31 protein-coding genes are annotated in these 25,298 nt (G+C 60.6%); 11 read left to right on the top strand and 20 right to left on the bottom strand.

Features of this window, described 5'->3' with window-relative positions; all coding sequences use genetic code 11:
• The 3 genes from ACR0DK_RS09645 to ACR0DK_RS09635 all read left to right on the top strand — a co-directional run bounded on the left by ACR0DK_RS09645 (nucleotide 1) and on the right by ACR0DK_RS09635 (nucleotide 2,813).
• The gene (locus tag ACR0DK_RS09645) at nucleotides 1-819 is read left to right on the top strand and encodes a ferritin-like domain-containing protein (RefSeq protein WP_480736616.1); all 819 of its coding nucleotides are present in this window, start codon (nucleotides 1-3) and stop codon (nucleotides 817-819) included.
• Between the two features lie 178 nt (nucleotides 820-997).
• Nucleotides 998-2,323: a DUF5930 domain-containing protein gene (locus tag ACR0DK_RS09640; RefSeq protein ID WP_480735908.1), complete on the top strand. Its 1,326-nt coding sequence runs from the start codon at nucleotides 998-1,000 to the stop codon at nucleotides 2,321-2,323.
• The gene (locus tag ACR0DK_RS09635; RefSeq protein ID WP_170585092.1) at nucleotides 2,313-2,813 is read left to right on the top strand and encodes a polymer-forming cytoskeletal protein; all 501 of its coding nucleotides are present in this window, start codon (nucleotides 2,313-2,315) and stop codon (nucleotides 2,811-2,813) included. Before ACR0DK_RS09640 ends, ACR0DK_RS09635 begins: the two co-directional genes overlap by 11 nt.
• A gap of 177 nt (nucleotides 2,814-2,990) precedes the next feature.
• Here ACR0DK_RS09635 and ACR0DK_RS09630 read toward each other — a convergent pair whose 3' ends face one another.
• Nucleotides 2,991-3,356, bottom strand: coding sequence for a cupin domain-containing protein (locus ACR0DK_RS09630; RefSeq protein WP_008758336.1), 366 nt, complete (start codon nucleotides 3,354-3,356; stop codon nucleotides 2,991-2,993).
• A 239-nt stretch (nucleotides 3,357-3,595) separates the two neighbouring features.
• On the opposite strand from ACR0DK_RS09630, the gene aqpZ reads away from it, so the two are divergent.
• Nucleotides 3,596-4,285, top strand: a complete 690-nt coding sequence (aqpZ, locus tag ACR0DK_RS09625) for an aquaporin Z (protein WP_170403069.1) — start codon at nucleotides 3,596-3,598, stop codon at nucleotides 4,283-4,285.
• Nucleotides 4,286-4,336: 51 nt separating this feature from the next.
• On the opposite strand, the gene ACR0DK_RS09620 is transcribed toward aqpZ, so the two are convergent.
• Nucleotides 4,337-4,885, bottom strand: coding sequence for a peptidylprolyl isomerase (locus ACR0DK_RS09620; RefSeq protein ID WP_170512043.1), 549 nt, complete (start codon nucleotides 4,883-4,885; stop codon nucleotides 4,337-4,339).
• The gene (locus tag ACR0DK_RS09615) at nucleotides 4,878-5,384 is read right to left on the bottom strand and encodes a peptidylprolyl isomerase (RefSeq protein ID WP_170396522.1); all 507 of its coding nucleotides are present in this window, start codon (nucleotides 5,382-5,384) and stop codon (nucleotides 4,878-4,880) included. The genes ACR0DK_RS09620 and ACR0DK_RS09615 overlap by 8 nt, the downstream gene beginning before the upstream one ends.
• Before the next feature lie 135 nt (nucleotides 5,385-5,519).
• Here ACR0DK_RS09615 and ACR0DK_RS09610 point away from each other — a divergent pair, with 135 nt between their 5' ends.
• The 6 genes from ACR0DK_RS09610 (at nucleotide 5,520) to ACR0DK_RS09585 (ending at nucleotide 11,254) form a co-directional block, all read left to right on the top strand.
• A complete protein-coding gene (locus ACR0DK_RS09610; RefSeq protein ID WP_223117902.1) occupies nucleotides 5,520-6,710 on the top strand; it encodes a phosphoglycerate kinase in 1,191 nt (396 codons plus the stop codon).
• A 130-nt stretch (nucleotides 6,711-6,840) separates the two neighbouring features.
• A complete protein-coding gene (locus ACR0DK_RS09605) occupies nucleotides 6,841-7,140 on the top strand; it encodes an FtsB family cell division protein (protein WP_170626672.1) in 300 nt (99 codons plus the stop codon).
• 172 nt (nucleotides 7,141-7,312) lie between these two features.
• Nucleotides 7,313-8,302 carry a pyruvate dehydrogenase (acetyl-transferring) E1 component subunit alpha gene (pdhA, locus tag ACR0DK_RS09600; protein WP_170396516.1) on the top strand — a complete coding sequence of 330 codons (990 nt, stop codon included), beginning with the start codon at nucleotides 7,313-7,315 and terminating at the stop codon, nucleotides 8,300-8,302.
• A gap of 15 nt (nucleotides 8,303-8,317) precedes the next feature.
• Nucleotides 8,318-9,691, top strand: a complete 1,374-nt coding sequence (locus tag ACR0DK_RS09595) for a pyruvate dehydrogenase complex E1 component subunit beta (RefSeq protein WP_170635219.1) — start codon at nucleotides 8,318-8,320, stop codon at nucleotides 9,689-9,691.
• Nucleotides 9,691-9,951, top strand: coding sequence for a hypothetical protein (locus tag ACR0DK_RS09590; RefSeq protein WP_170403080.1), 261 nt, complete (start codon nucleotides 9,691-9,693; stop codon nucleotides 9,949-9,951). The genes ACR0DK_RS09595 and ACR0DK_RS09590 overlap by 1 nt, the downstream gene beginning before the upstream one ends.
• A 1-nt stretch (nucleotide 9,952) precedes the next feature.
• On the top strand, nucleotides 9,953-11,254 hold the full coding sequence (locus ACR0DK_RS09585) for a pyruvate dehydrogenase complex dihydrolipoamide acetyltransferase (protein WP_170646353.1): 1,302 nt from the start codon (nucleotides 9,953-9,955) through the stop codon (nucleotides 11,252-11,254).
• Between the two features lie 71 nt (nucleotides 11,255-11,325).
• On the opposite strand, the gene cysE is transcribed toward ACR0DK_RS09585, so the two are convergent.
• Complete coding sequence (gene cysE, locus ACR0DK_RS09580; RefSeq protein ID WP_223117899.1) at nucleotides 11,326-12,135, bottom strand: serine O-acetyltransferase; 810 nt, start codon at nucleotides 12,133-12,135, stop codon at nucleotides 11,326-11,328.
• Between the two features lie 86 nt (nucleotides 12,136-12,221).
• On the opposite strand from cysE, the gene ACR0DK_RS09575 reads away from it, so the two are divergent.
• Complete coding sequence (locus ACR0DK_RS09575; RefSeq protein WP_170396506.1) at nucleotides 12,222-12,560, top strand: TraR/DksA C4-type zinc finger protein; 339 nt, start codon at nucleotides 12,222-12,224, stop codon at nucleotides 12,558-12,560.
• Here the strand turns inward: ACR0DK_RS09575 and ACR0DK_RS09570 are convergent.
• From ACR0DK_RS09570 to ACR0DK_RS09495, 16 genes are all read right to left on the bottom strand, one after another.
• On the bottom strand, nucleotides 12,541-12,837 hold the full coding sequence (locus ACR0DK_RS09570) for a DUF7742 family protein (RefSeq protein ID WP_170663682.1): 297 nt from the start codon (nucleotides 12,835-12,837) through the stop codon (nucleotides 12,541-12,543). The genes ACR0DK_RS09575 and ACR0DK_RS09570 overlap by 20 nt on opposite strands.
• A 2-nt stretch (nucleotides 12,838-12,839) precedes the next feature.
• Entirely contained in the window at nucleotides 12,840-16,820 is a 3,981-nt protein-coding gene (locus ACR0DK_RS09565) for a baseplate multidomain protein megatron (RefSeq protein WP_480735903.1), read from the bottom strand.
• Entirely contained in the window at nucleotides 16,820-17,260 is a 441-nt protein-coding gene (locus ACR0DK_RS09560; RefSeq protein WP_170396502.1) for an NlpC/P60 family protein, read from the bottom strand. The genes ACR0DK_RS09565 and ACR0DK_RS09560 overlap by 1 nt, the downstream gene beginning before the upstream one ends.
• On the bottom strand, nucleotides 17,260-18,144 hold the full coding sequence (locus tag ACR0DK_RS09555; protein WP_480735902.1) for a DUF2163 domain-containing protein: 885 nt from the start codon (nucleotides 18,142-18,144) through the stop codon (nucleotides 17,260-17,262). The genes ACR0DK_RS09560 and ACR0DK_RS09555 overlap by 1 nt, the downstream gene beginning before the upstream one ends.
• Complete coding sequence (locus tag ACR0DK_RS09550; RefSeq protein WP_480735900.1) at nucleotides 18,144-18,776, bottom strand: phage distal tail protein, Rcc01695 family; 633 nt, start codon at nucleotides 18,774-18,776, stop codon at nucleotides 18,144-18,146. The genes ACR0DK_RS09555 and ACR0DK_RS09550 overlap by 1 nt, the downstream gene beginning before the upstream one ends.
• 12 nt (nucleotides 18,777-18,788) lie before the next feature.
• A complete protein-coding gene (locus tag ACR0DK_RS09545; RefSeq protein WP_170512022.1) occupies nucleotides 18,789-19,451 on the bottom strand; it encodes a phage tail tape measure protein in 663 nt (220 codons plus the stop codon).
• On the bottom strand, nucleotides 19,438-19,647 hold the full coding sequence (locus tag ACR0DK_RS09540) for a rcc01693 family protein (protein ID WP_480735898.1): 210 nt from the start codon (nucleotides 19,645-19,647) through the stop codon (nucleotides 19,438-19,440). Before ACR0DK_RS09540 ends, ACR0DK_RS09545 begins: the two co-directional genes overlap by 14 nt.
• A complete protein-coding gene (locus tag ACR0DK_RS09535) occupies nucleotides 19,644-19,958 on the bottom strand; it encodes a gene transfer agent family protein (RefSeq protein WP_170422217.1) in 315 nt (104 codons plus the stop codon). Before ACR0DK_RS09535 ends, ACR0DK_RS09540 begins: the two co-directional genes overlap by 4 nt.
• Nucleotides 19,958-20,371 carry a phage major tail protein, TP901-1 family gene (locus tag ACR0DK_RS09530; RefSeq protein WP_170396490.1) on the bottom strand — a complete coding sequence of 138 codons (414 nt, stop codon included), beginning with the start codon at nucleotides 20,369-20,371 and terminating at the stop codon, nucleotides 19,958-19,960. Before ACR0DK_RS09530 ends, ACR0DK_RS09535 begins: the two co-directional genes overlap by 1 nt.
• A gap of 20 nt (nucleotides 20,372-20,391) precedes the next feature.
• A complete protein-coding gene (locus ACR0DK_RS09525) occupies nucleotides 20,392-20,805 on the bottom strand; it encodes a DUF3168 domain-containing protein (RefSeq protein WP_480735895.1) in 414 nt (137 codons plus the stop codon).
• Nucleotides 20,802-21,140 carry a phage head closure protein gene (locus ACR0DK_RS09520; RefSeq protein ID WP_223117894.1) on the bottom strand — a complete coding sequence of 113 codons (339 nt, stop codon included), beginning with the start codon at nucleotides 21,138-21,140 and terminating at the stop codon, nucleotides 20,802-20,804. The genes ACR0DK_RS09525 and ACR0DK_RS09520 overlap by 4 nt, the downstream gene beginning before the upstream one ends.
• Nucleotides 21,137-21,736, bottom strand: a complete 600-nt coding sequence (locus tag ACR0DK_RS09515) for a head-tail connector protein (RefSeq protein ID WP_223117893.1) — start codon at nucleotides 21,734-21,736, stop codon at nucleotides 21,137-21,139. The genes ACR0DK_RS09520 and ACR0DK_RS09515 overlap by 4 nt, the downstream gene beginning before the upstream one ends.
• 171 nt (nucleotides 21,737-21,907) lie before the next feature.
• A complete protein-coding gene (locus tag ACR0DK_RS09510; protein ID WP_223117892.1) occupies nucleotides 21,908-23,086 on the bottom strand; it encodes a phage major capsid protein in 1,179 nt (392 codons plus the stop codon).
• 34 nt (nucleotides 23,087-23,120) lie between these two features.
• On the bottom strand, nucleotides 23,121-23,666 hold the full coding sequence (locus ACR0DK_RS09505; RefSeq protein WP_480735892.1) for an HK97 family phage prohead protease: 546 nt from the start codon (nucleotides 23,664-23,666) through the stop codon (nucleotides 23,121-23,123).
• 26 nt (nucleotides 23,667-23,692) lie between these two features.
• A complete protein-coding gene (locus ACR0DK_RS09500) occupies nucleotides 23,693-23,911 on the bottom strand; it encodes a GTA head formation protein, RCAP_rcc01685 family (protein ID WP_170635229.1) in 219 nt (72 codons plus the stop codon).
• Nucleotides 23,904-25,064, bottom strand: a complete 1,161-nt coding sequence (locus ACR0DK_RS09495; RefSeq protein ID WP_480735890.1) for a phage portal protein — start codon at nucleotides 25,062-25,064, stop codon at nucleotides 23,904-23,906. The genes ACR0DK_RS09500 and ACR0DK_RS09495 overlap by 8 nt, the downstream gene beginning before the upstream one ends.
• Nucleotides 25,065-25,298: the final 234 nt, after the last annotated feature.

Raw genomic sequence — 25,298 nt, 5'->3', positions numbered from 1 at the left:
ATGGCGACCGAGATTCTGACCACATCGGTCGGGCGCGAGAAGACTGCTCTGTCCAAACGCTATGCCGCCGAATGGTTTGCCGCCCGAAAAGGCGAAGCACCCGAGATCGCAGTGGGCACTGCCGAGCCTCCGCCTTACCCTGCGCGTCCCGATAAACCCGAGCTGTTATCGCCCCGCGATGTACCCCGCCGCAGGCCGGGGTCAGAAGCAGGTCGTATCGCGCTGTTGCACGCCGTTGCCCATATCGAATTGAACGCGGTGGACCTGCACTGGGACATCATCGCCCGGTTCGGGGATGTGCCCATGCCCATCGGGTTCTACGATGATTGGGTGAAATGCGCCGAAGAAGAATCACGCCATTTTGAGATGGTCTGCGACTGCCTCGAACAGATAGGCAGCCATTATGGTGCCCTGCCCGCCCATGCAGGCATGTGGCGCGCCGCCGAGGACACTGCCGAGGATCTTATGGGTCGTCTTGCCGTCGTCCCAATGGTGCTTGAGGCACGTGGGCTGGACGTGACCCCCGGAATGATCGACATTTTCCGCAAGGCCAAGGCTGACGACGCAGTCGCTGCACTGGAAGTGATTTATGCCGAGGAAGTTGGTCACGTCGCCTATGGCTCGAAATGGTTCCACTTCTTGTGCGGGCGCGAGAATGCCGACCCCAAGGATGTATTCCACGCCCTCGTCCGCCGCTACTTCCACGGCGCGCTGAAACCACCATTTAACGAAGAGAAACGGGCCGAGGCCGGACTGCCGCCAGATTTCTATTGGCCCCTGACCGAAGACCTGCCACCACCCGGAGTTGTGTCGGACTGACAGCAAATGCTCGCTATCGGCAAGTTCTCGCCGATCACGTGCGGTAATTCTCCGTTCATAGCTCTTGATTGGTTAACAAACTTGCCCGAATGCCTCGACCGCTTTATGCAATCGCGTCAAGGAGCGGCTACTCACTCACGACCGGCTCCGAGATATGGGGACAATTGAGGTAGGACGCGTGCGGACACGTCTGGCAATTAAACTACACTCACTGCTCGAGCGGCACTTTCCAGAGCGCCGTGTTTTTCTGAAATCTGACAACGACACGCGGTTCATCCGACTGAGTTCTGAAACTCAGATCGCTGCAGTCGCCGGTGTGTCGGTGATGGTCGCCTGGACCGCGATTGCCACGTCAGTTCTGTTGATGGACAGCATCGGATCGGGCAATTTCCGGGAACAGGCCAAGCGCGATCAGGCTACGTATCAAGAACGTCTGAACATCCTGTCGGAAGAGCGCGATGCGCGTGCGGCCGAAGCGCTGGCTGCACATGACAGGTTTAACGCAGCTCTGGAACAGATTTCGGTCATGCAGTCCGAATTGCTGGAATCCGAGAACCGCCGGCGCGAGCTGGAAACCGGCATCGAGGTGATCCAAACCACGCTGCGTGCCACTATGAAGCAGCGCGAAGACGCGCGGACCAAACTGGCCGAACTGCAACCCAGCACTGATGCGGACGCGGCTTATGCGATGGCATCGGCAAACCCGGAACAGATGGCATTTATGACCGATGCCCTGGCCCGGACCGCGGCGCAGCGCGACCAGATCGCTGCCGATGCGCAAGGCGCGTTGGACCAGCGTGACGAGCTCGAGCTTGAAATCCGCCTAATGCAGGAGCGCAGCGACGAGATTTTCCGCCAGTTGGAAGAGGCGATGCTGATCTCGGTCGAACCTCTCGACAAGATGTTCCGCAGCGCGGGCATGCCAACAGATCGTATCCTCGACGAAGTTCGGCGCGGATATAGCGGTATGGGCGGTCCGCTGACCCCTTTATCCTTCAGCACCCGCGGTGAGGAACTGAGCCCCGACCAGATCCGCGCCAATATCCTGCTGGAACAGATGGACCAGCTGAACCTCTATCGCATCGCTGCCGAAAAAGCCCCCTTCGCCAGCCCGGTGCGCGCCGCTGTCCGTTATACCAGTGGCTACGGAACCCGCCGCGACCCCAAGACCGGTGGACGCCGCATGCATAACGGCGCAGATTTCGCTGGTCCCTCGGGCACCGATATCTTCGCCACCGCCGATGGCGTGGTCACCCATGCAGGCTGGCAATCGGGTTTCGGTCGGCTGGTCAAGATCAAGCACGCGTTCGGGATTGAGACACTTTACGCTCATAATACCAAGATACGTGTAAAGGTTGGTCAAAGGGTCTCGCGCGGTGATCATATTGCTGATATGGGTAGCACCGGACGGTCGACCGGCACCCACCTGCACTATGAGGTGCGCGTGAACGGAAAACCTGTAAACCCAATGACTTACATCAAGGCTGCGAGAAATGTTTTCTAAGAGCAAAATCAACGAACCCGGATCGAAAGAGACTGAGGCAGCGAAACCGGCCGCTCCGGCCACTCCGGCGGCCCCTGCACCGGCTGAAACCAAGGCAAGCACCCCGCCCAAGCCAAAGCCGCCCGCGTCGGTCCTATCCTCGGATCTGCACATCACCGGCAATCTGAAAACCTCAGGCGATATCCAGGTTGAGGGCACCGTCGAAGGCGACATCCGTGCCCACCTGCTGACCATCGGCGAGACGGCCACCATCAAGGGAGAAGTCACCGCTGACGACGTTGTTGTCAATGGCCGCATCGTGGGTCGCGTCCGTGGCTTGAAGGTGCGCCTGACTTCGACTGCACGCGTTGAAGGCGACATCATCCACAAGACTATCGCCATCGAAAGCGGTGCCCATTTCGAAGGGTCTGTCCAGCGTCAGGACGACCCGCTGAACCCTGGCCGCAGCGGCAAATCCGGTGCCAACCCGGCGGCGGAAGTGAAGCAGTAAGCCTCTGTCGAGAAGACAAATTGACAGCGCCGCAGGATACCCTGCGGCGTTTTTTTTTGTTTTGGGTTGTTCGTCTAAATCTAACAATGACCTCAATGCGGGACGAAGCGGCCTTACACCGCGCAAGTGCCGCAATGCGCTTGGTTGATCAGGAGGGCTTGGTCTGCGTTGCCCCCGCTACTCGTACTGCACGATCATCGAAAGAAAATCATCATCGCTTGTTACAACTGTGTGGTGGCCTTTGCCGTGTTTGTCTTCCATATGCCAGACGTCACCCGGACCAATATCTCTGAATTCCCCGTCGCTCGCGGTCACGCGCACTGAGCCAGAAAGACAAATGAGCTTTTGAGCGACAGGTGTGGGATGAATTGGCTCATCCCAACCCTTCTTGAGTCTCAAGAACATGGTTTGCTTGACAGCTTCTGGCTTTGAAATCTCGATTGCTTTCGCAGGTGGTGCAAAGCTTTGCTCTTCAAGTTCGACTTCGATGTCTTTCCAATGGCTTTCGCCTTGAGCATCCGAATACAGTTTTTTGAACTTCACTTTGATACCCCCGCCACATCACAAGCCCAAAACCGATACCGGACATTGGGGCGCAAAGGAGAAAAACGCAAGTTGGGCCGAGTGTGTCGTTCTTAATCGCCAACACACCGGAATAAGCATATTCCCTAACAGCCCCCCTATCTGACGTGTCTTGAAGGAAAATTCCCCGCATTCTCACAGTTTCACAAAAAGCGTTTTTTGAATTAACCTTAAAGTCATTGATTTCTGGAGGGCTTTTCATGTCATCAAAACTCATGGCCGAATTCTTCGGTACATTCTGGCTGGTACTCGGCGGCTGCGGCAGCGCGGTACTGGCTGCAGGTGTGGCCGATGTGGGTATCGGCTGGCTGGGCGTTTCGTTCGCTTTCGGCCTAACGGTGCTGACCATGGCCTACGCGGTCGGTCATATCTCGGGCGGGCATTTCAACCCGGCGGTCAGCCTTGGGCTGATGATCGGCGGGCGGTTCGATGCCAAGGATCTGATCCCCTACTGGATCGCGCAGGTGATCGGAGCGATCGCCGCAGCAGCGGTGCTGTACCTGATCGTCAGTGGCGCGCCCGGATTCGAAGGTGTCGGAGGATTTGCTTCGAACGGGTATGGCGAGGCGTCACCCGAAGGCTATTCGATGATGTCCGCATTGATCATCGAAATCGTCATGACCGCGTTCTTCATCGTGATCATTCTCGGCGCGACCTCCAGCGGCGCGCCTGCCGGGTTCGCCCCGATTGCGATTGGTTTGGGGTTAACGCTGATCCACCTGATCTCGATTCCGGTGACCAACACCTCCGTAAATCCCGCCCGGTCAACCGGCGTGGCGTTGTTTGCTGACGGACCGGCACTGGCGCAGCTCTGGCTGTTCTGGGTGGCACCTTTGATCGGCGGTGCGATTGGCGCACTGATCTGGCGGGCGATGTCGGACGACGATTGACCCGGCCGCATCAAGAACCCCCGGCCCGCAGAAGCGCGCCGGGGTTTTCTTTTATTCGGTCACCGTGACCTTTTTCATCGCATCCGGTTGTCCGATCACTGCGCCATTAGGGCCATCGCCCCGCTTGATCGCATCGACCACGTCCATCCCTTCTGTCACCTGACCAACAACCGTGTACTGACCATTCAGGAACGGGCCGGGCTCGAACATAATGAAGAATTGCGAGTTCGCGCTGTCTGGGTCCTGCGCCCGCGCCATACCCACGACGCCCCGGTCATAATTGAAATCCGAGAATTCAGCAGGCAGATCAGGGCGATCCGATCCACCCGTACCCGCACGACGCATGTCGCCACCGACACGGCCAAACTCAACATCGCCGGTCTGCGCCATGAACCCATCGATCACACGGTGGAACACAACCCCATCGTACTGACCCGCAGCGGCCAGAGCGGTGATCTGCTCTACATGCTTGGGTGCAATATCCTCGAATAGATCAACGGTGACGGTGCCATTGGCGCCCTCGCCCTCGATCTCAATCTCAAGCCCGGTTGCCAGCGCAGGGCTGGCCAGCAAGGCAAAAACTGCAGCCAGCTTATGCATCAGCAGCCACCTTAACGCTGATCATGCGGTCGGGGCTCGCTGGCGGCTCACCACGCACAATCGCGTCTACATGCTCCATCCCGTCGATGACGCGGCCATACACGGTGTACTGGCCGTTCAGGAAATGGTTGTCCTTGAAGTTGATGAAGAACTGCGAGTTTGCCGAATCCGGGTTGGCCGAGCGTGCCGCACCCAACGTGCCGCGATCATGGGGCAGTTTCGAAAACTCTGCCGGAACGTTCGGCAGCGACGATCCACCGGTGCCCGCCATACGAATGTTGAACCCGTCTTCCATGTCGCCATGCTGCACATCGCCGGTTTGCGCCATGAACCCGTCGATCACACGGTGGAAGGCGACGTTGTCATATTCACCACCACGCGCCAGCTCTTTCATGCGGGCCGAGTGCTGAGGGGCCACGTCGGGCAGCAATTCGATGACGACATTGCCGTCTTTCAGCTCAATGATGATCGTGTTTTCGGGGTCTTTGATCTCGGCCATCTGGCCCTCCTGTCTTTGAAACTTGCGCAAATACCTATGACGCGGGCGCGCGAATGCCAAGTGACGCATTGACCTGAACGCAAAATGCAGGAAAAGAACCGCTGAAACTGGATGCAATGGGCAAGGATGAGCGCGATGGGCTGGAAATCTCTGGACGATATGGATCTTGGCGGTAAGCGGGTTCTGGTGCGCGTGGATATCAACGTACCGGTCGCGGATGGCGTGGTGACCGACGACACCCGCATTCAACGGATCGTGCCAACCGTGCGCGATATCCTCGCCGCAGGCGGTAAACCTATCCTGCTGGCCCATTTCGGACGCCCCGGTGGTCGGCATGTACCCGAGCTGTCATTGAAGCAGCTTGTGCCAGCACTTGAATCCGCTTTTGGGGCTCCCGTGCGCTTTGCCGATGATTGCGTGGGCTATGAGGCTGAAACCGCCGCCTCCGCCCTGACGGAAGGTGAGGTTCTGCTGCTGGAAAACACCCGCTTCCATGCCGAGGAGACCAAGAACAGCGTCCCACTTGCCCAAGGCATGGCAAAGCTGGGCGACATCTATTGCAACGATGCCTTCTCGGCCGCGCACCGCGCCCACAGCTCGACCGAGGCGCTGGCCCGTCTGCTGCCCGCCTGTGCCGGGCGCTTGATGCAGCAGGAACTGAGCGCGCTTGAAGCCGCCTTGGGCGCACCCAAGCGGCCTGTCACAGCGGTTGTCGGGGGCGCCAAAGTGTCGACCAAGCTGGACCTGCTGGGCAACCTGATCGAGAAGGTTGACTATCTGGTCATCGGTGGCGGGATGGCGAATACATTCCTACTGGCCCAGGGGATCGATGTCGGCAAATCGCTGGCCGAGCACGCCATGACCGATACCGCCGCCGAAATCCTCGGCAAGGCCGAAGCCGCTGGCTGTACGATCGTCCTGCCGCGCGACATCGTCGTGGCCGAAGTGTTCGAGGCCAACGCGCCGCATCAGGTGCTGCCCGCTGATCAGTGCCCTTCTGACTCGATGATCCTAGACGCCGGTCCCGAAAGCGTCGCAGCCGTGTCCGAAGTGCTGGAAAAAAGCCAGACCCTGATTTGGAACGGCCCACTGGGGGCGTTTGAGCTGACCCCGTTCGATGCCGCAACCAATGTGGCGGCGCTGAAGGCCGCAGCACTAACCCGCGATGGCAAGCTGACCTCGGTCGCGGGCGGGGGCGACACGGTGGCCGCGCTGAACGCCTCGGGCGCGGCAACGGATTTCTCATATATCTCTACTGCTGGTGGTGCCTTCCTTGAATGGATGGAAGGCAAGACCTTGCCGGGTGTGGCCGCGCTGGACCCGTAAGCGCTCAAACCTCAGGTCTCAGCTTTTTCTACTCAGGGGATTCACAAGCCGAATCACCTGTGACATAGTGCGTCGAGACATCCAAAAAGGGTGCGTTTCTGAGGCAGTATTTCACACGGCGGTTAACACAGTGTCCCGTTCCAATCGGCCCGGTTTAGGGGCCTTCATTTTCTTCACGATCGCCTTCATGCTGGGGGTGTATTTCACCTTTGCCGCCGTTCAAGGGGATTACGGTCTGTTTCGCCGGGTCGAGATTGCCGCCGAGCGCGATGTTTTGTCTCGCGATCTGGCGCAGCTGAACGCCGAAATCGAGCAGATGGAGAACCTGACCCGCCGACTGTCAGACACCTATCTGGATCTCGATCTGCTGGATCAACAGGCCCGCTCAGTGCTCGGCATGATCCGCGCGGATGAGATCGTCATCCGCTGACGAAATTTTTGACTAAGAATCTCTGTACCTTAACGCCCGGAAGATAAGCTGTGGCAGGCCGCAACTCGCGTATCCTGCCCTCACGTAACATTAGTACTCGCCAGAACGTGTGAAATGCTCTATGAGATAGTTTAACGCTAAACTATCTTGCCGAAAGGGGGAGATCGCCACTATGGCTGCGCGAAAAACCACAAAGAAACCAAATGTTTCTGCGGAAGAACTGACCACATATTACCGCGAGATGCTGCTGATCCGCCGATTCGAGGAAAAGGCAGGTCAACTCTACGGCATGGGTCTGATCGGGGGTTTCTGCCACCTCTACATCGGTCAGGAAGCGGTTGTTGTCGGCCTTGAGGCCGCGGCCAAAGAAGGCGACAAGCGCATCACGTCCTATCGCGATCACGGCCACATGCTGGCCTGTGGAATGGACCCGGGCGGCGTAATGGCCGAATTGACCGGTCGCGAAGGCGGGCTGTCCAAAGGCAAAGGCGGCTCGATGCACATGTTCTCGAAAGAGAAGAATTTCTATGGCGGCCACGGCATTGTCGGCGCACAGGTTCCGCTGGGTGCGGGTTTGGCCTTTGCTGACAAGTACAAAGAGAACGGCGGCGTCACCTTCACCTATTTCGGTGACGGCGCGGCCAACCAGGGTCAGGTCTACGAGACCTTCAATATGGCTGCTCTTTGGGAGCTTCCGGTGGTATTCGTGATCGAAAACAACCAGTATGCCATGGGCACCGCGCAAGCACGCTCGACCTCTTCGGCCGACATCTACCACCGCGGTCAAGCCTTCGGAATACCGGGTGAAATGGTGAACGGCATGGATGTGCTGGCCGTCAAAGCCGCAGGTGAAAAAGCGGTCGCCCACTGCCGTGCGGGCAAAGGTCCCTACATCCTCGAGGTGAAAACCTACCGCTATCGCGGCCACTCGATGTCTGACCCGGCCAAGTACCGTACACGCGAAGAGGTTCAGAAAGTCCGCGAACAAAGCGACCCGATCGAACATGTACGCGAGCTGCTGCTGACCGGCAAACACGCGACCGAGGATGACCTGAAGGCGATCGACAAAGAGATCAAAGAGGTCGTCAATCAGGCCGCCGAATTCTCGAAAGAAAGCCCCGAGCCGTCGCTGGACGAGCTCTGGACTGATATCTACGCCTGAGAGGACGAATAAGACATGGCAACCGAAATTCTCATGCCCGCCCTTTCGCCCACTATGGAAGAGGGCACATTGGCCAAGTGGCTGGTCAAGGAAGGCGACACCGTATCCTCGGGCGACATCATGGCCGAGATCGAAACCGACAAGGCGACGATGGAGTTCGAAGCCGTCGATGAAGGCATCGTCGGTAAGATTCTGATCAGCGAGGGCACCGAAGGGGTCAAAGTAAACACCCCTATCGCGATCCTGGTCGAAGATGGTGAAGACGCCTCCGCCCTGCCCGTGGCTGCGCCCACAGCCGCAGCGGTGGCCGAAGCCGCCCCTGCGGCGGTTGAGGCCCCCGCTCCTGCCGCAGCAGCCCCCGCTGCTCCGGTTGTGGACCTGTCGCCCGATTGGCCTGCTGACGCCGAGATGGCGCAGCAAACCGTCCGCGAGGCCTTGCGCGACGCGATGGCCGAAGAAATGCGCGGCGACGAAGATGTCTATCTGATGGGCGAAGAAGTCGCTGAATATCAGGGCGCCTATAAAATCTCTCAAGGCCTGCTCGATGAATTCGGTGCCAAACGTGTCATCGACACCCCGATCACTGAACACGGCTTCACTGGCATCGCCGTCGGCTCGGCCTTTGGCGGGCTGAAACCGATTGTCGAGTTCATGACCTTCAACTTCGCCATGCAGGCGATTGACCAGATCATCAACTCTGCCGCCAAAACGCTTTATATGTCTGGCGGTCAGATGGGCTGTCCGATCGTATTCCGTGGCCCTAACGGTGCCGCTGCCCGCGTGGCCGCGCAACACTCGCAGGACTACGCTGCATGGTACATGCAGGTGCCCGGTCTAAAAGTGGTGATGCCCTATTCCGCAGCCGATGCCAAAGGTCTGCTGAAATCAGCCATCCGCGACCCGAACCCGGTGGTCTTCCTGGAAAACGAAATCCTCTACGGCCGGTCCTTCGACGTGCCGCAAGTGGAAGACCTGACCATCCCGCTGGGCAAGGCCCGCATCTGGCGCGAAGGATCGGATGTGACCATCGTCAGCTTCGGCATCGGCATGCAATATGCGCTGGAAGCCGCAGACAAACTGGCCGAAGACGGCATCAGCGCCGAAGTGATCGACCTGCGCACCATCCGCCCGATGGACACCGGTGCGATCATCAACTCGGTAATGAAAACCAACCGTCTTGTGACCGTCGAAGAAGGCTGGCCGCAAGGTTCCGTTGGTAGCTACATCAGCTCGGTGGTCATGCAGGAAGCGTTCGATTATCTCGACGCCCCGGTCATCACCCTCACCGGCAAAGATGTTCCGATGCCATATGCGGCGAACCTCGAAAAGCTGGCGCTGATCACCACTGATGAGGTGATCGCTGCGGTGAAACAGGTGACCTACCGGTAATGGAGATCAGGGGCCGCGATCCAGCAACCGAATGCTACCGTGTCGAGATTGACATCGACAACCGCATCGTGCGGGCGCTTGTACCCGAGCGATTGGCGGCGGATATGCGGTTGATCGGCGCGCGCCCCTCACACCAGACCGCCTATGTCTGGATGGCGGAGAACAAAGACAAAATCGAGGCTGCGATTGCGACACTCGCACGCGGCACCGGGCGCCCCAAGGCGCCCTTTGACCAAATTACTCTGATTGAGGAGCGCTGAAATGCCCACCGAAATCCTGATGCCTGCCCTGTCCCCGACGATGGAGGAAGGCACACTTGCAAAATGGCTCGTCAAGGAAGGCGACACCGTCTCCTCGGGCGATCTGCTGGCCGAAATTGAAACCGACAAGGCAACAATGGAGTTCGAGGCCGTTGACGAAGGCACCGTCGGCAAGATCCTTATTCCTGAGGGAACCGAAGGCGTTAAAGTCAACACCGCCATCGCAGTCCTGCTGGAAGATGGGGAAAGCGCTGATGATATCGGTGCAACGCCAACCGCTGCTCCCGCGGCTGCGCCAGCTGCCGCAGCGGGCAACGAGGCTGCCGCACCAGCGGCACCCGAGGCGCCCGCCCCTGCCCCAGCGGCACCGGCCAAAGCGGATGGCGGTCGTATTTTTGCCTCCCCCCTTGCTCGTCGGATTGCCGCGCAAAAGGGTCTAGATCTGGCTCAAATCTCAGGTTCTGGCCCGCATGGCCGTATCGTCAAAGCCGATGTGGAAAGCGCCACAGCCGCACCTGCAGCGGCACCTGCGCCTGCTGCTGCAGCCGCCCAAACCGCCGCCGCTCCCGCAGGTCCATCGGCGGACGCCGTGGCCAAGATGTACGAAGGCCGCGAATACGAAGAGATCAAACTCGATGGCATGCGCAAGACCATCGCCGCGCGTCTGTCTGAGGCCAAACAGACCATCCCGCATTTCTACCTGCGTCGCGACATTAAGCTGGATGCGCTACTCAAGTTCCGCAGCCAGTTGAACAAGCAACTCGAAGGCCGGGGTGTGAAGCTCAGCGTCAACGACTTTATCATCAAAGCCGTCGCCAACGCACTACAGCAGGTTCCCGAATGCAACGCCGTCTGGGCGGGCGACCGGGTTCTGCAACTGAAACCTTCGGATGTGGCTGTTGCCGTCGCCATCGAGGGCGGTCTGTTCACTCCGGTCCTGCAAGATGCCGACACCAAATCGCTGTCGGCGCTGTCGACTGAGATGAAAGACCTCGCCGGACGCGCCCGCGAGCGCAAGCTGGCCCCGCACGAGTACCAAGGCGGTACTTTCGCAGTCTCGAACCTCGGCATGTTCGGCATCGACAATTTCGATGCCATCGTGAACCCGCCGCATGCAGGTATCCTCGCAGTTGGTACCGGCCTCAAGAAACCCATAGTGGGCGATGACGGAGAACTGACGGTCGCAACCGTCATGTCCGTCACCATGTCGGTCGATCACCGGGTCATCGACGGCGCGCTTGGCGCTCAGCTGCTGCAAGCCATCGTCGACAACCTGGAAAATCCGATGGTCATGTTGGCCTAAGCCCAGAAGATCATGCACAAAAAAGGCCGCCTCGAACCCCGAGGCGGCCTTTTTCATCTATTCACTCCGAATTACTGGTCTTTCCCCAGCATATGATCCATCGAGATTGACGGCTGTTCGCACCCGGCCTCACCCACGATCTTGGCGGGAATGCCAGCAACCGTCGTGCACGGTGGCACTTCCTGCAGCACCACTGATCCGGCGGCGATACGGCTGCAATGGCCAACCTCGATATTGCCCAGAACCTTAGCACCCGCGCCGATCAGAACGCCGTCACCAATGGTTGGATGGCGCTGTTCTTCTTCCTTGCCGGTTCCGCCCAACGTCACCGAATGCAACATCGAAACATTGTCCCCAACCACAGCGGTTTCACCAATCACGATAGAATGGGCATGGTCGATCATGATGCCTTTACCGATGCGGGCAGCTGGATGGATATCAATGCCGAATATCTCTGAAGATCGCATCTGGAAGAAATACGCCAGATCATGGCGCCCCTTGTTCCAAAGCCAGTGGGCCACACGATAAGCCTGCATCGCCTGATACCCTTTGAAATAAAGGATCGGTTGCAGCAGGCGGTGGCAGGCCGGATCGCGTTCATAAACGGCCATCAGGTCCGCGCGCGCGGCTTCAATCAACGCTTTGTCGTCAGCATAGGCCTCATCCACGATCTCACGCAGTACCATCATCGACATCTCATTCGAGCATAGCTTGGCCGAGATGCGATAGGACAATGCCCTCTCAAGACTGCGGTGATGCAAGATACAGGCGTGCACCAACCCACCCATCAGCGGCTCTTTCTCGACGGCTGCATGGGCTTCCGAGGTGATGCGGTCCCAAACCGGGTCCACAGGTGTCACTTGGCTGCGCGTTTCGAACATGGCTTTTCATCCTTTGCTGCGCTTAGAATAGCCATCTAGTCGTAAAATTACCAAACGCAAACCCTTGATATGCACTACAACAAAAAATGAACTCAGCCGATCTGGACCATTTTCGGAAGCTTATTCACCAGCGCCTTCGCGATCTCGCCGCGCAATCCGCCGCCGGTCAGGATGCGCAATCAGTTGTGGAGCTGGATCAACAGGCAGTGGGTCGGCTCAGCCGGATGGATGCGTTGCAAAATCAAGCAATGGCCAAGGCGCAACAGGCCCGGCGCGACACCGAAACGCATCGGCTTCGGGCCGCGCTGAACCGGATGGACGAAGACGAATTCGGCTATTGCGAAGATTGCGGCGAGGAAATAGCGCACGGAAGGCTAGAGCTGGACCTGGCCGCCTCAAAATGTGTCAGCTGCGCATCTGGCTGATTTGAAACCGGATCAGTTTGCGCAGAACCATCTCGAAACATTGGCAATATTGCAGATCGTCGAAATTTGGTTCGTCTGCCAAGGGCCGGCAGTGCGCGGCTGCCATCAACGAGCCATTTCCATAAACAGGGTGCAACCGCCCAGTTCTGGCGACATGTCGATCCGCCAGTTCGGCCTCAGCAATCAGGAGGGTGCTTATCCTATCGCGGTCGGTTCGCGGCGCGGCCAGCAAAGCCCGCGCCGCCGCGCTGAGATCTCCGTGCAGGACTGGCCGCACGGCTAGCAGACCGAAAGGCGCGCAAACGCCCCGGGTCCGTAGGTAGCCGAAACCTGCGCGACTGCGATATCGTAGGGTCCGGCCAGCCCGTCATCGGCTTTCATCGCGGCAGAATACTGCCAAACCGGATCACTGGTGACAGTTTCGCGCAACAAAGCACCCTCAGTGAAGACGCGGATCAGATAGGATTCGCTTTCTTCGCCCAGAGGCACATCCAATGCGCTCCAGTCATCGCCGTCAATCCGGGTGCGGCGCACCCACGAGATCTTGTCCCCGGTAGCCGACGCAGAAGCCTGCAAATGCACTGGCGCATAAGGCCTCAGCCCATTGCCATCGAACGCTTCAACCAGATGCACATATGCCGGGTCCTCGTAGCCGCGCGTTGCAGGGCCGATACGGTAATGCTTGGCCACGCGGCGTTCGGTGCGCAGCAATCCGGTCTGATAAACACGTTCATCCAGTAGGACAAAGGTAGACGCTTCAGGCCATACATCCGGCATCAGGGCATCCGTACCCAACTGACCACGCAAGCGGCCTGACAAATTGTAAACGCCAGTCTCCTGCAAGATCGCATCCGAGAACTGAAACACTTCCCAATTGCCCGGCGTTCCGTCACCGATGGCAGCCAGATTGGCACCACTCAGCAACGCCGAGCGTGGACGCGACTCCAACACGCCATCGATCAGGTTGACACGCAACGCGGCCCCTTCGTCCCAGATCCCAGCCCCTGCGCGTCGCAGGGGTGTTTCGGTGAAGCCAATCACCGCCTGCCCCGCGATCACTTGATGCAAGGTATAGTCCTCATCCTGTGCAGCCGAATAGACAGCCACGTTACCGGGCCAGGGCTCGGCCGATATCGCCAGATACGGCGCATGGGGCGCTTCGGATCCAGTGATCAGCGGCAGATCCATGAACACCGGCAGAACTGGCACCGGAGCGATGAACGGCTTGGCCACCGCCACATCATCCAGCACATCAGAAGGGGTATAAACGCCGGGTTCGATGCGTACCGCATCCGCCAGCTGCATCTCGGCCTGTTCCAACCGGTCGATCCGATAAAGAGCTCCGTCCCCGGCATCCGGCAGACGCACCACATCCCCGGCCCCAACGTTCAACAGCGACGGCGGCAGCGCAAAACGCGCCGTCTCTCGCGAAATGCGGGATTCGCTCAGCCAGCGCTCGACCGTTTGCCGCCCCTCGGCGCGGGTCATCGACAGGGGCATTTCGTTGACCGCAACCGCATGGGTTTTGTCATCCGGCAAAACAGCCTCTTCCGCGACCACATCGTGATCTGCATCCGACTGGACGAACCGCAGACGCACGCGACCGGTCATCTCGGCCTCTGCCTCGCGCCGATGTTCTACTGACCCGTCGATATCCGCGCTGATGGCGATCTGCTCGGGGTCAATGTCAACGGCCCGACGCCCGTCGCGGGTTCTGAACTTCAGCACCCCGTCCCGCTCGATCGCGTCGAACCCATAGCGCAGCATCAGCGGCTGCAAGGCCTGCCGAGCATTCATGACGTCCTCAACCGCGTAACCGCGTACCACGCCGTAGAGCTCGGACACATCAATCGCCGTCACCCCTGCCTCAAGGCAGATTTCTGTCACGACCGAGGCCAGAGTCCGCGACCCGGATCGCCCGTTCAGCCAATGCCCACGTGCATAGTTATCGCCGTCCGACCACTGCGACCGCAGGTTCGGGAAAGTCGGGAACGGACGCGCATCCCAAGCCCAGACAAAGGCGTTCGACAGGTCCACCATCGGGCCGTCATAGATATCTGAAACCGGGTTGATCTCAGCATCACCCCAATAGCCAAGGACGGCCCGAAGGTACTGAACCATGATAAAATCATCCCGTACTCCATTGGAATAGCGCGGCAAATTCGATTCAGACGACTTTGGGTCCAAGAATTTGTTCGGCTGGTTCGTGCCCTTGTCGATGGCCGCGCAGCCCAGTTCGGTGAACCAGATTGGCTTGGACCCCGGAACCCAACCCGTTGGCGTTTCCTGCCGCACACCCCCGATCCGCTCATGATGTCGGTTCGCCCACCAGTTGCGCAGGTCCTTGTACCGCCAGACCCACGGCTCGCCATGATCGTCATCAGTGATCGGGCTTCGGATCTGCGCTTCAGCTTCCTCCGGTGAGGCATAGTACCAATCATACCCCTCGCCGCCTTCGATATTGCCGCGCAGATAGTCCAGATCGTAGATCGACCCATTCGACACCTCAGCGTCCAGATGCGAGGCCCTGTCCCGCCAGTCGGACAGCGGCATATAGTTGTCGATGCCGACAAAATCTATGTTCTCATCGGCCCAAAGCGGGTCGAGGTGGAAATACCGGTCTCCGGTGCCGTCTTGCGGCTGATACCCGAAATACTCGGTCCAGTCTGCGGCATAGCCGATCTTAGTTTCCGGCCCCAATATCGCGCGCACTTCCGCGGCCAGAGACCGCAGCCCCGCAACTGCAGCGAAGCCAGACGCGCCGCGGATTTGCGTTAGCCCGCGCATCTCGGACCCTATGCAGAAGGACTCCACGCCGCCCGCCGCCTTGCAAAGGGCCGCATAGTGCAGAATGAACCGCCGTAATCCCCATTCGCTAGGGCCGCGATAGGTCACTTTGCTGCCGCTGGTCGAGAAATGTGACGCGCGCGCCGTACCAAAGAACGCCGCCACCTGCGCATCCGCATCGGCAGTTTGATCCGGCGAGCCTGGCCGCCCCGGAGCAACATCCAAAGTGATCCGCCCACGCCAGGGTAAATGTGGCTGATCCGGCGCATCGGACCACGGATCAGGCAGGCCGTTGCCCTCTGATTGCTCCATCAAAATAAACGGATAAAACATAACCCGTTTGCCCGAGTTCTTCAGGTGCCGGATCGCCTGCACTACGGCCGCATCAGCCGGTGTGCCGCCATAAACCGGACGCCCATCCTGCCATTTCACCTGCCCCGCCGCAGTTCGGGACAGACCTGAAACACTCCAGGGCATGTTTGCGCCTTCGATATTCTTGCGCTCGACCTTGGGGCGGATCTGGCATTCTCCGCAGCGCAGATCATCCCCGAACCACGACACAATCAACGAGGCCGCCTCGCAGCCCGGCAATTCCTGGCCGAGCGCCCGCGTCGAGGTCACCAGATCGGACTTGCCCGATGGTGAATTGACATTCGCCGCCCAACTGCGCCCCCGGCCCTTGGTGTAATTAACCTGAGATGAAGCCAGCGCGTATTCACCCGTACCCGGCATCAAGGCCACCCCCTTGATGATCCGTGACAGCGCGTCCGCCGCATCCGGCATCTCTTCTTGTTCCTGCCGCACCACCTCGAACGAGAATTGCGGCACGCGGTTGCCAAAGGGGCCCAGCGCCAGATCTTCGATCACCACATAAGCCGTGCCGCGATAAGCGGGCACCGTACCTGTGCCTTCAACCGCTTCCATCAGAGGATCGGGCAGTTGCTCGTGATCGCCACGATATATCCGCATGTTCAGCGTTCGGCGCTCGACCTCTTCACCATCGGCCCAGATGCGTGTGATATCCGCAACTTTGCCTGCGCCCACGGCAATCGCCAGAGACACAGAATAGCTGTAGCTATGCGTGGTTGTCGTTGTCGTCACTTCAACGGGCTTGGGTTTCCCCTTGCCTCCACCGCCACCGCCTGATGTTTGCGTCGTCGTCGAGGTCGATCGGGTTTCCAGAAAGTCCGAGGCCCAGATGACCTGTCCTCCAACTCGCATCCGGCCGTAGACCGTCGCGACGGTCGCACCCTCACCGGTTTCGGTGAGACGGAAACGATCCAGACGCCCGGTCTCGACCACCTCGCTGCCGCCGCCCATTACGGATTGGCTGGCCATCAACCGGTTGTCGATCACCCGCCCCAGCGTCGCCCCGACCGCGCGGCCAATCACCGCCGTGGACAGACCCGCAACCGAGCCCCCGATCGAACCACCTATTGCCGCACCTGCAGCAGACAGAACTATTGTGGCCATCAGAAATCCTCCAGCGGGAATTCGAAACAAGCGACCACGCGGCGACGCCAAGGCTCGCTCAGCGTGTTTTCAACAACACCATGCCCGGTATAGGCGTGGATGAATCGCATCGGGTCTTGGGCGCTGACGATGCCCAGATGCTTTGCCACGGCCGCATCCCGCATCCGAAACAGCAATACATCCCCCGGGGCCAAATCATCGGGCGATTTCTCGACTAGATGGCGACGGGCTGCGGCCCACATGCGTTCCTCACCCTGTGGCTCGGACCAATCCATGCTGTAGACCGGCACCGCCTCGGGCTCATGCCCCATCACCGCGCGCCAAACGCCCCGCAGCAAGCCCAGACAATCGGCGCCTGCACCCCGAACAGAGGCCTGATGAACATAAGGTGTGCCCAGCCATCCGCGCGCTTCGTCCACGATATCTTGTTTTGTCCGCATCACCGCCTGCTTCCCCCTTTGTGTTGACTACTGCGCTTGGGTACGGCCATGACCCAATCCTCGTGTGGCAGGTCAGGGAAGCCCTGAAAATTCAGCATGTTGTTGAACTTCAGTCGGCAAGTGGTCATGCGCTTGTCACACCCGGCGATCAGCTGGACCCGGTCCCCAACCGCCAGCCCGCCGCCAATCGCCGACCACAGCGTGACATCGCGGCCATCTCTGACCTGTTCATCCAGCTTGATCGAGGCCCACAGGCCCTGCGCAGCCCCGTCCAGCACATCCAGCCTGCCGCGTTCAAACCAACCCGCATCAGAACTCTCCGCGCCCTGCAAACGCAAAGCCGCGCCGTCCAGCGCGACAATTTCAGCCTCAGCGCGATAACCCGGCGTCTCCAGGGCAAAGCGGCACGCCTTATCCCCCAACACAGCCGTACAGGGCTTCTGATAAATCCGCCCTAAAGGCCGGTTCAGCAGATCGGTCAACCCGCGCAATTCCGCATGAAACGCCCCGCCAGCGCGACGCAACTCGCCAATCGAACCACGAAACTGCAGCATCCGCTGCTCAGGATCGGCCCAATTGACCAGCCAAGCCCGCACCTCGGCCCCATCAAAGCGCCCCGCCTCGATATCCTCTTCCCGGACCGAGGCATCAGACAGCGCGCCCATCGCCTCGGTATTATCGATCGACAGGCCGGTTGCCTGCTCGATCGCCGCAGCGGTCAGACCGGTGCTGGCTTTGAACACCAGCCCGTCAAAGCGCAACTCCATATCGTGATCCGTGAAACCATAGGCCTGTGCGTCGCTGCGCGTGATCGCCCAGCAACGACAGGTGGTGGTCAGCCCGCTTTGCAAATGCGCCTGCAGCGCCTGTTTGTCCCCGCTCATCAGACCCGCACCTCGACCACCGGTACGTTCGGGACGTCACCGGCCTGAAAGCTGGCGACGCTGGTCTGGATCTTGTCGGTGTCGAACCGTACCGGAACGTCGAACTCAAACCCGGCTGTAATCTCGACCTGCTCAGGCGGCGGGGCCGAGAACATCACGCGTCCGGTCGCCAGATCGACCTCAAAGTCCACGCCTTCGCGCAGCGCGTCCTGATCCAGCCCCAGTGTCACAGTGCCCAGTACCGGCTTCAGGATTGGCCGCACATAGCTGAACCCGCCCGAGCTGTAGGTCTTGACCAGCTGAAACGAGACCGTCTCGCCATCTCCGCGCGCAATCACCTGATCGCCCTTGTCGACCTCTGCCGTTGCCGCGCCCGACTTGAAATCCGACCAATCCTTCCAGCGGAACCCGAACATCTGGCCCTGTCGCGCCTCGAAGAAGGAAATCAGCGTTTCGATATCTTCCAGCGACCGCATCCCCAGACCCGCATCATAGCGCCTGCGCGAATGCGCCCAGGGCGTGTTGCGTTCCTCAAACCCATTCGCCAGCGTCACAATATCCGTGCGCCGCTCAGGTCCCCCAACTGAGCCAAAGCTCAGGCTGGCGGGAAATCTCACCTCGTGGAAATTCATCGCCTGCTCCCCTTATCTGTTGCGATTGCCGCGGCCCAATGCGCGGCTCATCTGCGCCGCAATCTGCCCCTGAGAGCGGCGGAACCCCTGCACATCCGGTGTTGAGATATTCATCACCACGTTGACCGCTCGCCCGCCGCCCTGCGTCCGTACACCCAGCTTGCCATCGGCCCCGCGCGCTAGCGGCATGATCGCCTCGGGACCCGCCTCACCCATCAACCCGGTGCCGCCGCGCATCGGGAACATGGTCGGGCTGCTAACGACCCCACCATTGGCAAACGGCATCACACGGCCCTGAGAAAAACTGCCTCCGTCCGCGAAGGGCAGAATCCCCTGAACCAACCCACCAACCCCATTGGCAAGCATCCCGCCAAAGTGATCCGTTACCGGTTTGATCGCCGCCGAATAGGCCGTGCGGATCATCGAGTTCTTCAGCACATCCAGCGCGCCTGAAAGGTTCATTCCGTCCAGCACCACACCATCAAACGCCTTGCGCAACCCGCCGGACATGCCGCGCTCCAGCGTGGCCACATCCTTTCCGGTCTCTTCAAACGCGGCCTTGATCCGCCGCATCTGGCCATCAAATGCCGAGGCCATGGTCGCCGCATCGCCCAACGCGTCACCCAGCGCCTCTCCCCGCTCCTGCAGGTCGTCAAAACCATCACGATCCGTCATTACGCTCTCCTTGTGTCTTGTCCGGATATGCCGCGAGCAGCGCATCCAGCCCCGCCCGGTTCATCGCCGGCATCCCCGCGCCCTGCCCCAGCACCAGCCGCAGCTCGGCCGGGGTCAGACGCCAGAACTGATCCGGCGTCAGGCGAAGACCGAGGAACCCGGCCCGCATCAGTACGGGCCAGTCGAACCCGCTCACTCGGGCACCATGAAGGCCCGCGCCAGCAACTCGGCTGCCGCCTTGGCCCCCGCCATCGGCCCACCCGCAATCTCGGCATGCAGCAGATCATCGCGCGTGACCTGCGCTCCGCCGCCCCGCAACCCGGCAACCAGCAGCGCCAGCACATCACCGCTGGAGTAAGCCCCGCCTTCAAACCGCTGCACCAGTTCGACCAGAGACCCGGCCTGCAGCTCTTGTTCCAATTCCGCCAAAGCACCCAATGTCAGCTTGAGCACCCGCTGCTCCCCATCGATGGTCAACGCCACCTCACCCGTCCACGGATTGGCCATCAGAGCGCCGTAAAGCTCAGCGCACCGGCGCTTGCCATGCTCATCTCATAGGTCGCCTCACCGTTATGCGAGCCCGCATATTCGATGCTGCTGACCTGAAACGGGCCCTCGACAATGCCGAAATCGGGGATGATCACCTGAAAACCGGGCGTCTCACCGTCAAAGAACAACTGGCGCGCACGCTCATCTGTGCCCGCATCCTTGAACACGCCCGAGCCCGAAATCGCGGCCGATTTTACCCCGGCCCCCGACAGCAGCTCGCGCCACCCGCCTTGGCTTTCCAGGCTGGTCACATCCACACTTTCCGCGTTGAAACTGATCCGCGTGGCGCGCAGCCCCGCGATGGTCTCGAACAGGCCCGTGCCGTTCATATCCACTTTGACCAACAGGTCTTTTCCGTTCTGGGCAGCCATATGCTCTCTCCGTTGATTGCTTAGTCGTCTTCCACGCGGGCGCGGAATTTCAGATCGATCTGGCGGATCGCGCCGCCAGTTCCCGTGCGCCGGGCGCTGGCGCGTTCGAACCACAGGCCCACAAGGCGGCCCCGGTTCAGGGCCAGCGCCGCACCTTCCAGCGCGTCGCACACCGCGCCTGCCAGCGTCTTGGCAGCGCCAAAGCCCGCCGCCTCGGACACCACCGAGACCGTGAACCGATGCACCGCACCTGCGCCCGACCGGTCCGAGGCGTCGCGCACCTCCTCCGGGCCAAGTGTCACGTAGGTCTGCGGCAACACCCCCGAAGGCACCGCGTCATAGATCGCACCGCCTGACAGCGAACCCACCTGCGCATCGCCAGAAAGCCGTTGAAACACCGCCGCCTGCAAAGCCGCTGCAACGCCGTAACTCATGCCGCCACCTCTTCATCTGCGAAACAGGTCAGGTACTGGCCGCGCCCATCACGCTCGGCCACCGCACGAATGACAAACCGGCGCGTCCCTTCGACAAAGCGCTGATCCGGTGTGGGCCTCATTTGGGACCCCTCGGGCGCGCCCCGCACGACGATCCGGTACCCTACCCGCGACACCGAAGCGCCACCGACCGCGCGTTCCGCCCCACTGCGCGCCGTGACTTCCGCCCAAAGTGAGCCCAGCGCGGCCCATGTCTCGGTGTATCCCCCCGCGCCATCCGGATTGCGCACCGGAGCCTCCAGCACCAGTTTGCGGCTCAATAGCGGCGTGCTCATTGCGTCACCCCTGCACCGAAGCGCACTGTGCGGTAACGCTGGATCAGACTTGTCACACCAAACGGCATGCACCCCGCACCCAGCGCCGTCTCATCGCGGTATTCATAGTAATGCGCCGCCAGCAGCAGCACCGCTTGCCCCAGATCAGCGGGCAGCCCGCCCCAATCCGCAGCCATTCCGGCCGTGAAAACGATCTTCACCGAGGCGCCGGTCTGCGCCCTTGGCAAACAGGCCCCAACCGGACGCAACCGAGGGCGCTGCATGTCGCGCTCCAACCGATAAGCTTCGGCGTCCACAACCGTCTCGGTCCCCGCAGCATCCGTCAGCGTGACCGCAGCAACCGAGACCGCCGGGGCCACCGGCAGCACCTCACCTGCTGGATCGCGCCAACCGTTCAGGCTCCACGAGAAATTCCGTTCGATCAGCACCTTGCCGGTTCGCGCCTCAATCGCTGCAATGGCCGCACGCAGAAAGCCATTCAACACCTCGTCCTGCACATTGCCCTCGGCAAACCCCGTGCCCAGCCGCAGATGCGCCTTGAACTGATCCACCGGCAGCGCCGCATCCGCGATGGCGGTTTCTTCGATCAACATCATCTATTCACTCCGCAATCTCGGACCCCTCCGGGGCCGTATCCTTGGAAAATGACGGGCACGCGCCGCCCCACGTTGCTCGGACGGAGGGGAGCAGCTAGACAACGCGGGGGATATCACCCCGGCCCGCGCCCGCCGCCCGAGGGGCCAGTGGCCCCCCGGATCCGTCACCGCTTAGGCAGTGCCGAATTTCACCAGCTTGATCGCAGCAAAATCGCTCACGTCGCCGCCGACGCGCTTGGTCGCGTAGAACAGGACATGCGGCTTGGCGCTGAACGGATCGCGCAGCACGCGCAGGTCGGGACGCTCGGCAATGGTGTAGCCCGACTGAAAATCACCAAAAGCAATCGAGTAGCTGTCGGTCGCCGCATCCGGCATGTCCTCGGCAATCAGCACCGGGTAACCCATCAGACGCGCGGGCTCACCGGCGGCCAGACCGTCCGACCACAGGAAGCGACCATCGCTGTCCTTCAGCTTGCGAATCAGACCCGCGGTTTTCGAGTTCATAACGAAGGTGCCATTCACCCGGTACTGCGCGCCCAGCGCATAAACCACATCCACAATGGCATCCGCATCGACACCGCCATCAATGCCCGTCGCGATATAGCCCAGGCTGTCCCAACCCCAGCTGCCATTCTCCACCGTCCGGTGGTTCAGAATACCCTTGGGCTTGTCTACGCCATCGCCATTGATGAACGCCGCCGCCTCGGCGCGGGCGAACTTGTCGGCGATACGACCGGCCAGCCAGCCCTCGACATCAAAGGCGCTGTCGTCCAGCAGACGTTGCGACGCTTTGGGCAGCGCGCTCAGCTCGTGCAGCGGGATCGAGATGCGGTCAATCGACGGGGTCGATGTCTCGGCGGTCGCCGAGGTCTCATCCGCCCAGCCCGCACCCACATCGGTGTGGTCGATCAGCACGTCGAACGAGTTCGCCTCGACATTCACCACCGCCGCAATCGAGCGGATCGAGGCGGTCGAGTTCAGCACCGACTTGATCATCTCAGCCGTCTGCGGATCAACCAGATAACCGCCATCACTGTTCACCGCGCTCGACAGCGATTTGGCTTCAATCTCCAGCCCGCGCAGCCCGTCATCCTCGCCCGAACGCACATAGGCGTCGAATGCCTTCTGGTGCGGTGCGCCGTCCTCGATCGAGGCCGCAAGATGCGGGCGTGCCGCGATGGTTGATTTACGATCCAGCATGGTCAGTCGCTCTTCTGTCTGTTGCAGTTGTGTTTTAACTTCAGCCTTCAGGTCCTTGAATTCATTCACGAAGCCAGCCATCGCCTGCTTCACCTCCTGAACCAGGGGCGCACCCTCTCCGGTCAAGGCCGGGGTCTCGGTCTTGCTCATCAGCACTTCCTTTTTGGGTGGGTATTGAGGCGCGCTAGGTCCGCGCCAGCTCCTGCCGGGCGTCGTTGAACACCTCGGCAATACTGCGCCAGGTGTTTTCAACGTCAGGCTCAACGCCCTTCGCCGCCACCCGCGCACTGGGCAACATCGGAAAGGTCACCAGCGACACCTCCCATAGCTCCAGTTCCGTCAGGACCCGCTGGCCCTTGTCATTCTTCACGGCCCGCTTGGTGCGATAGCCAATCGACAGACCATCCATTGCGCCCGCCCGGATCAACTCGGCCGCCTCACGGCCTTTCTGCGTGCTCTCCAACAGACGCCCCTTGACCCAAAGGCCCCGGTCGTCCTCGCGCACCTCGTCCCAGACGCCGATGGGCTGCGCCGGATCGTGCTGCCACAGCATCTTGACCCGCTGACCCGCCTTTGCCAGCCCCTCCAGCGAGCCCGTATACGCCCCGCGCTGCACCACATCGCTGCCCTGATCGACCTGCTCAAACAGGCTGGCATACCCTTCGATCACCGCATCCTCGGACACCGACAACCCGTCGCCAAACCGAGCGAATTTTTGTTCTAAATCCATGAACTTCTCCATGTAACCCACTGACATTACGGCGCTACCACCAGTAACGACTGAAACGCCTGCGCCAAAATCACCGCCGCCACGCCGTAAACCGTCAGCCACAACCGCTTCTCCAGCCGCTCCATCATCTCTTCGATCTGATCCAGCCGCCGACACAGGTGGGCGTGCTGGATCTCGGCCACCCGCTCATGTGCGGCCAGACGCAGGCCCGGCGCGCAGTCGAACGGAGGATAACCGTCACCCATCGCCACGCTCCGGCAGCCCCAGCAACGCGCGCTTTTCCGCATCCGTCAGGAAATCCGCCCCGTTGACCCGCGCCCATTGCGCATCCCGTTCCGCCGACAGCGCCGGCACCTGATCCAGATCAGGCTTCAGCATCAGATCCTCACCGATAAAGCCCGCCAGCCATTCTGACACCGCCGCCGCCACCCGCGTCACCAGGGGCAGCACGGTCAGGCGATAAAACGCCCGGTTGGCCTCCTGATAGTTCGAATAGGTCGCATCGCCCTGGATCCCCAGCAGCATCGGCGGGACCCCAAAGGCCAGCGCGATCTCGCGGGCGGCGGCTTCCTTGGTCTTTTGAAACTCCATGTCGGACGGAGAGAACCCCATCGGCTTCCAATCCAAGCCCCCTTCCAGAACCATCGGACGCCCAGCATTGCGCGCCCCGCGATAGTTCTGCTCGATCTCATCCGACAAACGCCGGAACTGATCCTCGGCCATCACCCCATGGCCGTCACCCTTCCACACCAGCGCCCCCGAAGGCCGCGCCGCATTGTCCAGCAGTGATTTCGACCACCGAGACGCGCTGTTATGCACATCAATCGCCATCGCCGCCGCCTGCATCGGTGAAAATCCGTAATGATCATCCTGAGGATGGAACGATTTGATATGACAGATATTTTCCGCCGCAAACCGGTGCTTCTTGCCACCAACCGCGTAATCATAAGCCTTGGGCCACCCATCCGCACCCGGCACCACGCTCATCCGATCCGAGCGCAAGACATGCAGCTCAACTGGCAGCCCTTCCTCGGCCTGCACTGCCTCAACATAGGCATTGCCCGACAGCAACAACTGCCCAAACAGAGCTTCCATCAACTCCGCCCGCCCCTGCGCCGCATTCGGACGGCGCATCAGGGACAGGATCGGATGGGTATCATAGCGCTGAGCCTGATCCTGCAGCACCAGTGGCAAGGCCGCCGCCGCCTCGGCAATCAGTTTGACCGAGCGAAACCCCACCGGGTTCCCCGAAAACCCCGTCCGCGTCAGCGACACCGCATCCCGAGGGCTCCACGCCACGCGCCCGCCCGTCTGCCACGCCACCACAGGCCCCGCCGTGCTCGCCTTCGCCTCGGGCGTTGCCTCAGCCGATCCACGACGCAAGAAATCGAATACCATCTGTGCTCCTTTCTGCCGCCGCTCTGCCCGGCTTGTTGAAAGGAGTTATGAGGGAAAGAAGTTTAAGCCTTGGGAATGGGGCGTTCGGGGGGTGGGCAACGGGTCAGCGACCATTCTCCGACTGCCATCAGGCAACAAGACAATTAATCGGCAGCTCCGGACTTTCGAAGTTTACGATCTGCACTGCCCACGCCTCGAAAACAAACATGACCGACATGTGATGTCCACGACATT

This window comes from Ruegeria sp. CE6 (assembly GCF_056537485.1).
Note: the sequence above shows the minus strand (reverse complement) of the source record. Positions and strands in the feature narration are given on the sequence as shown.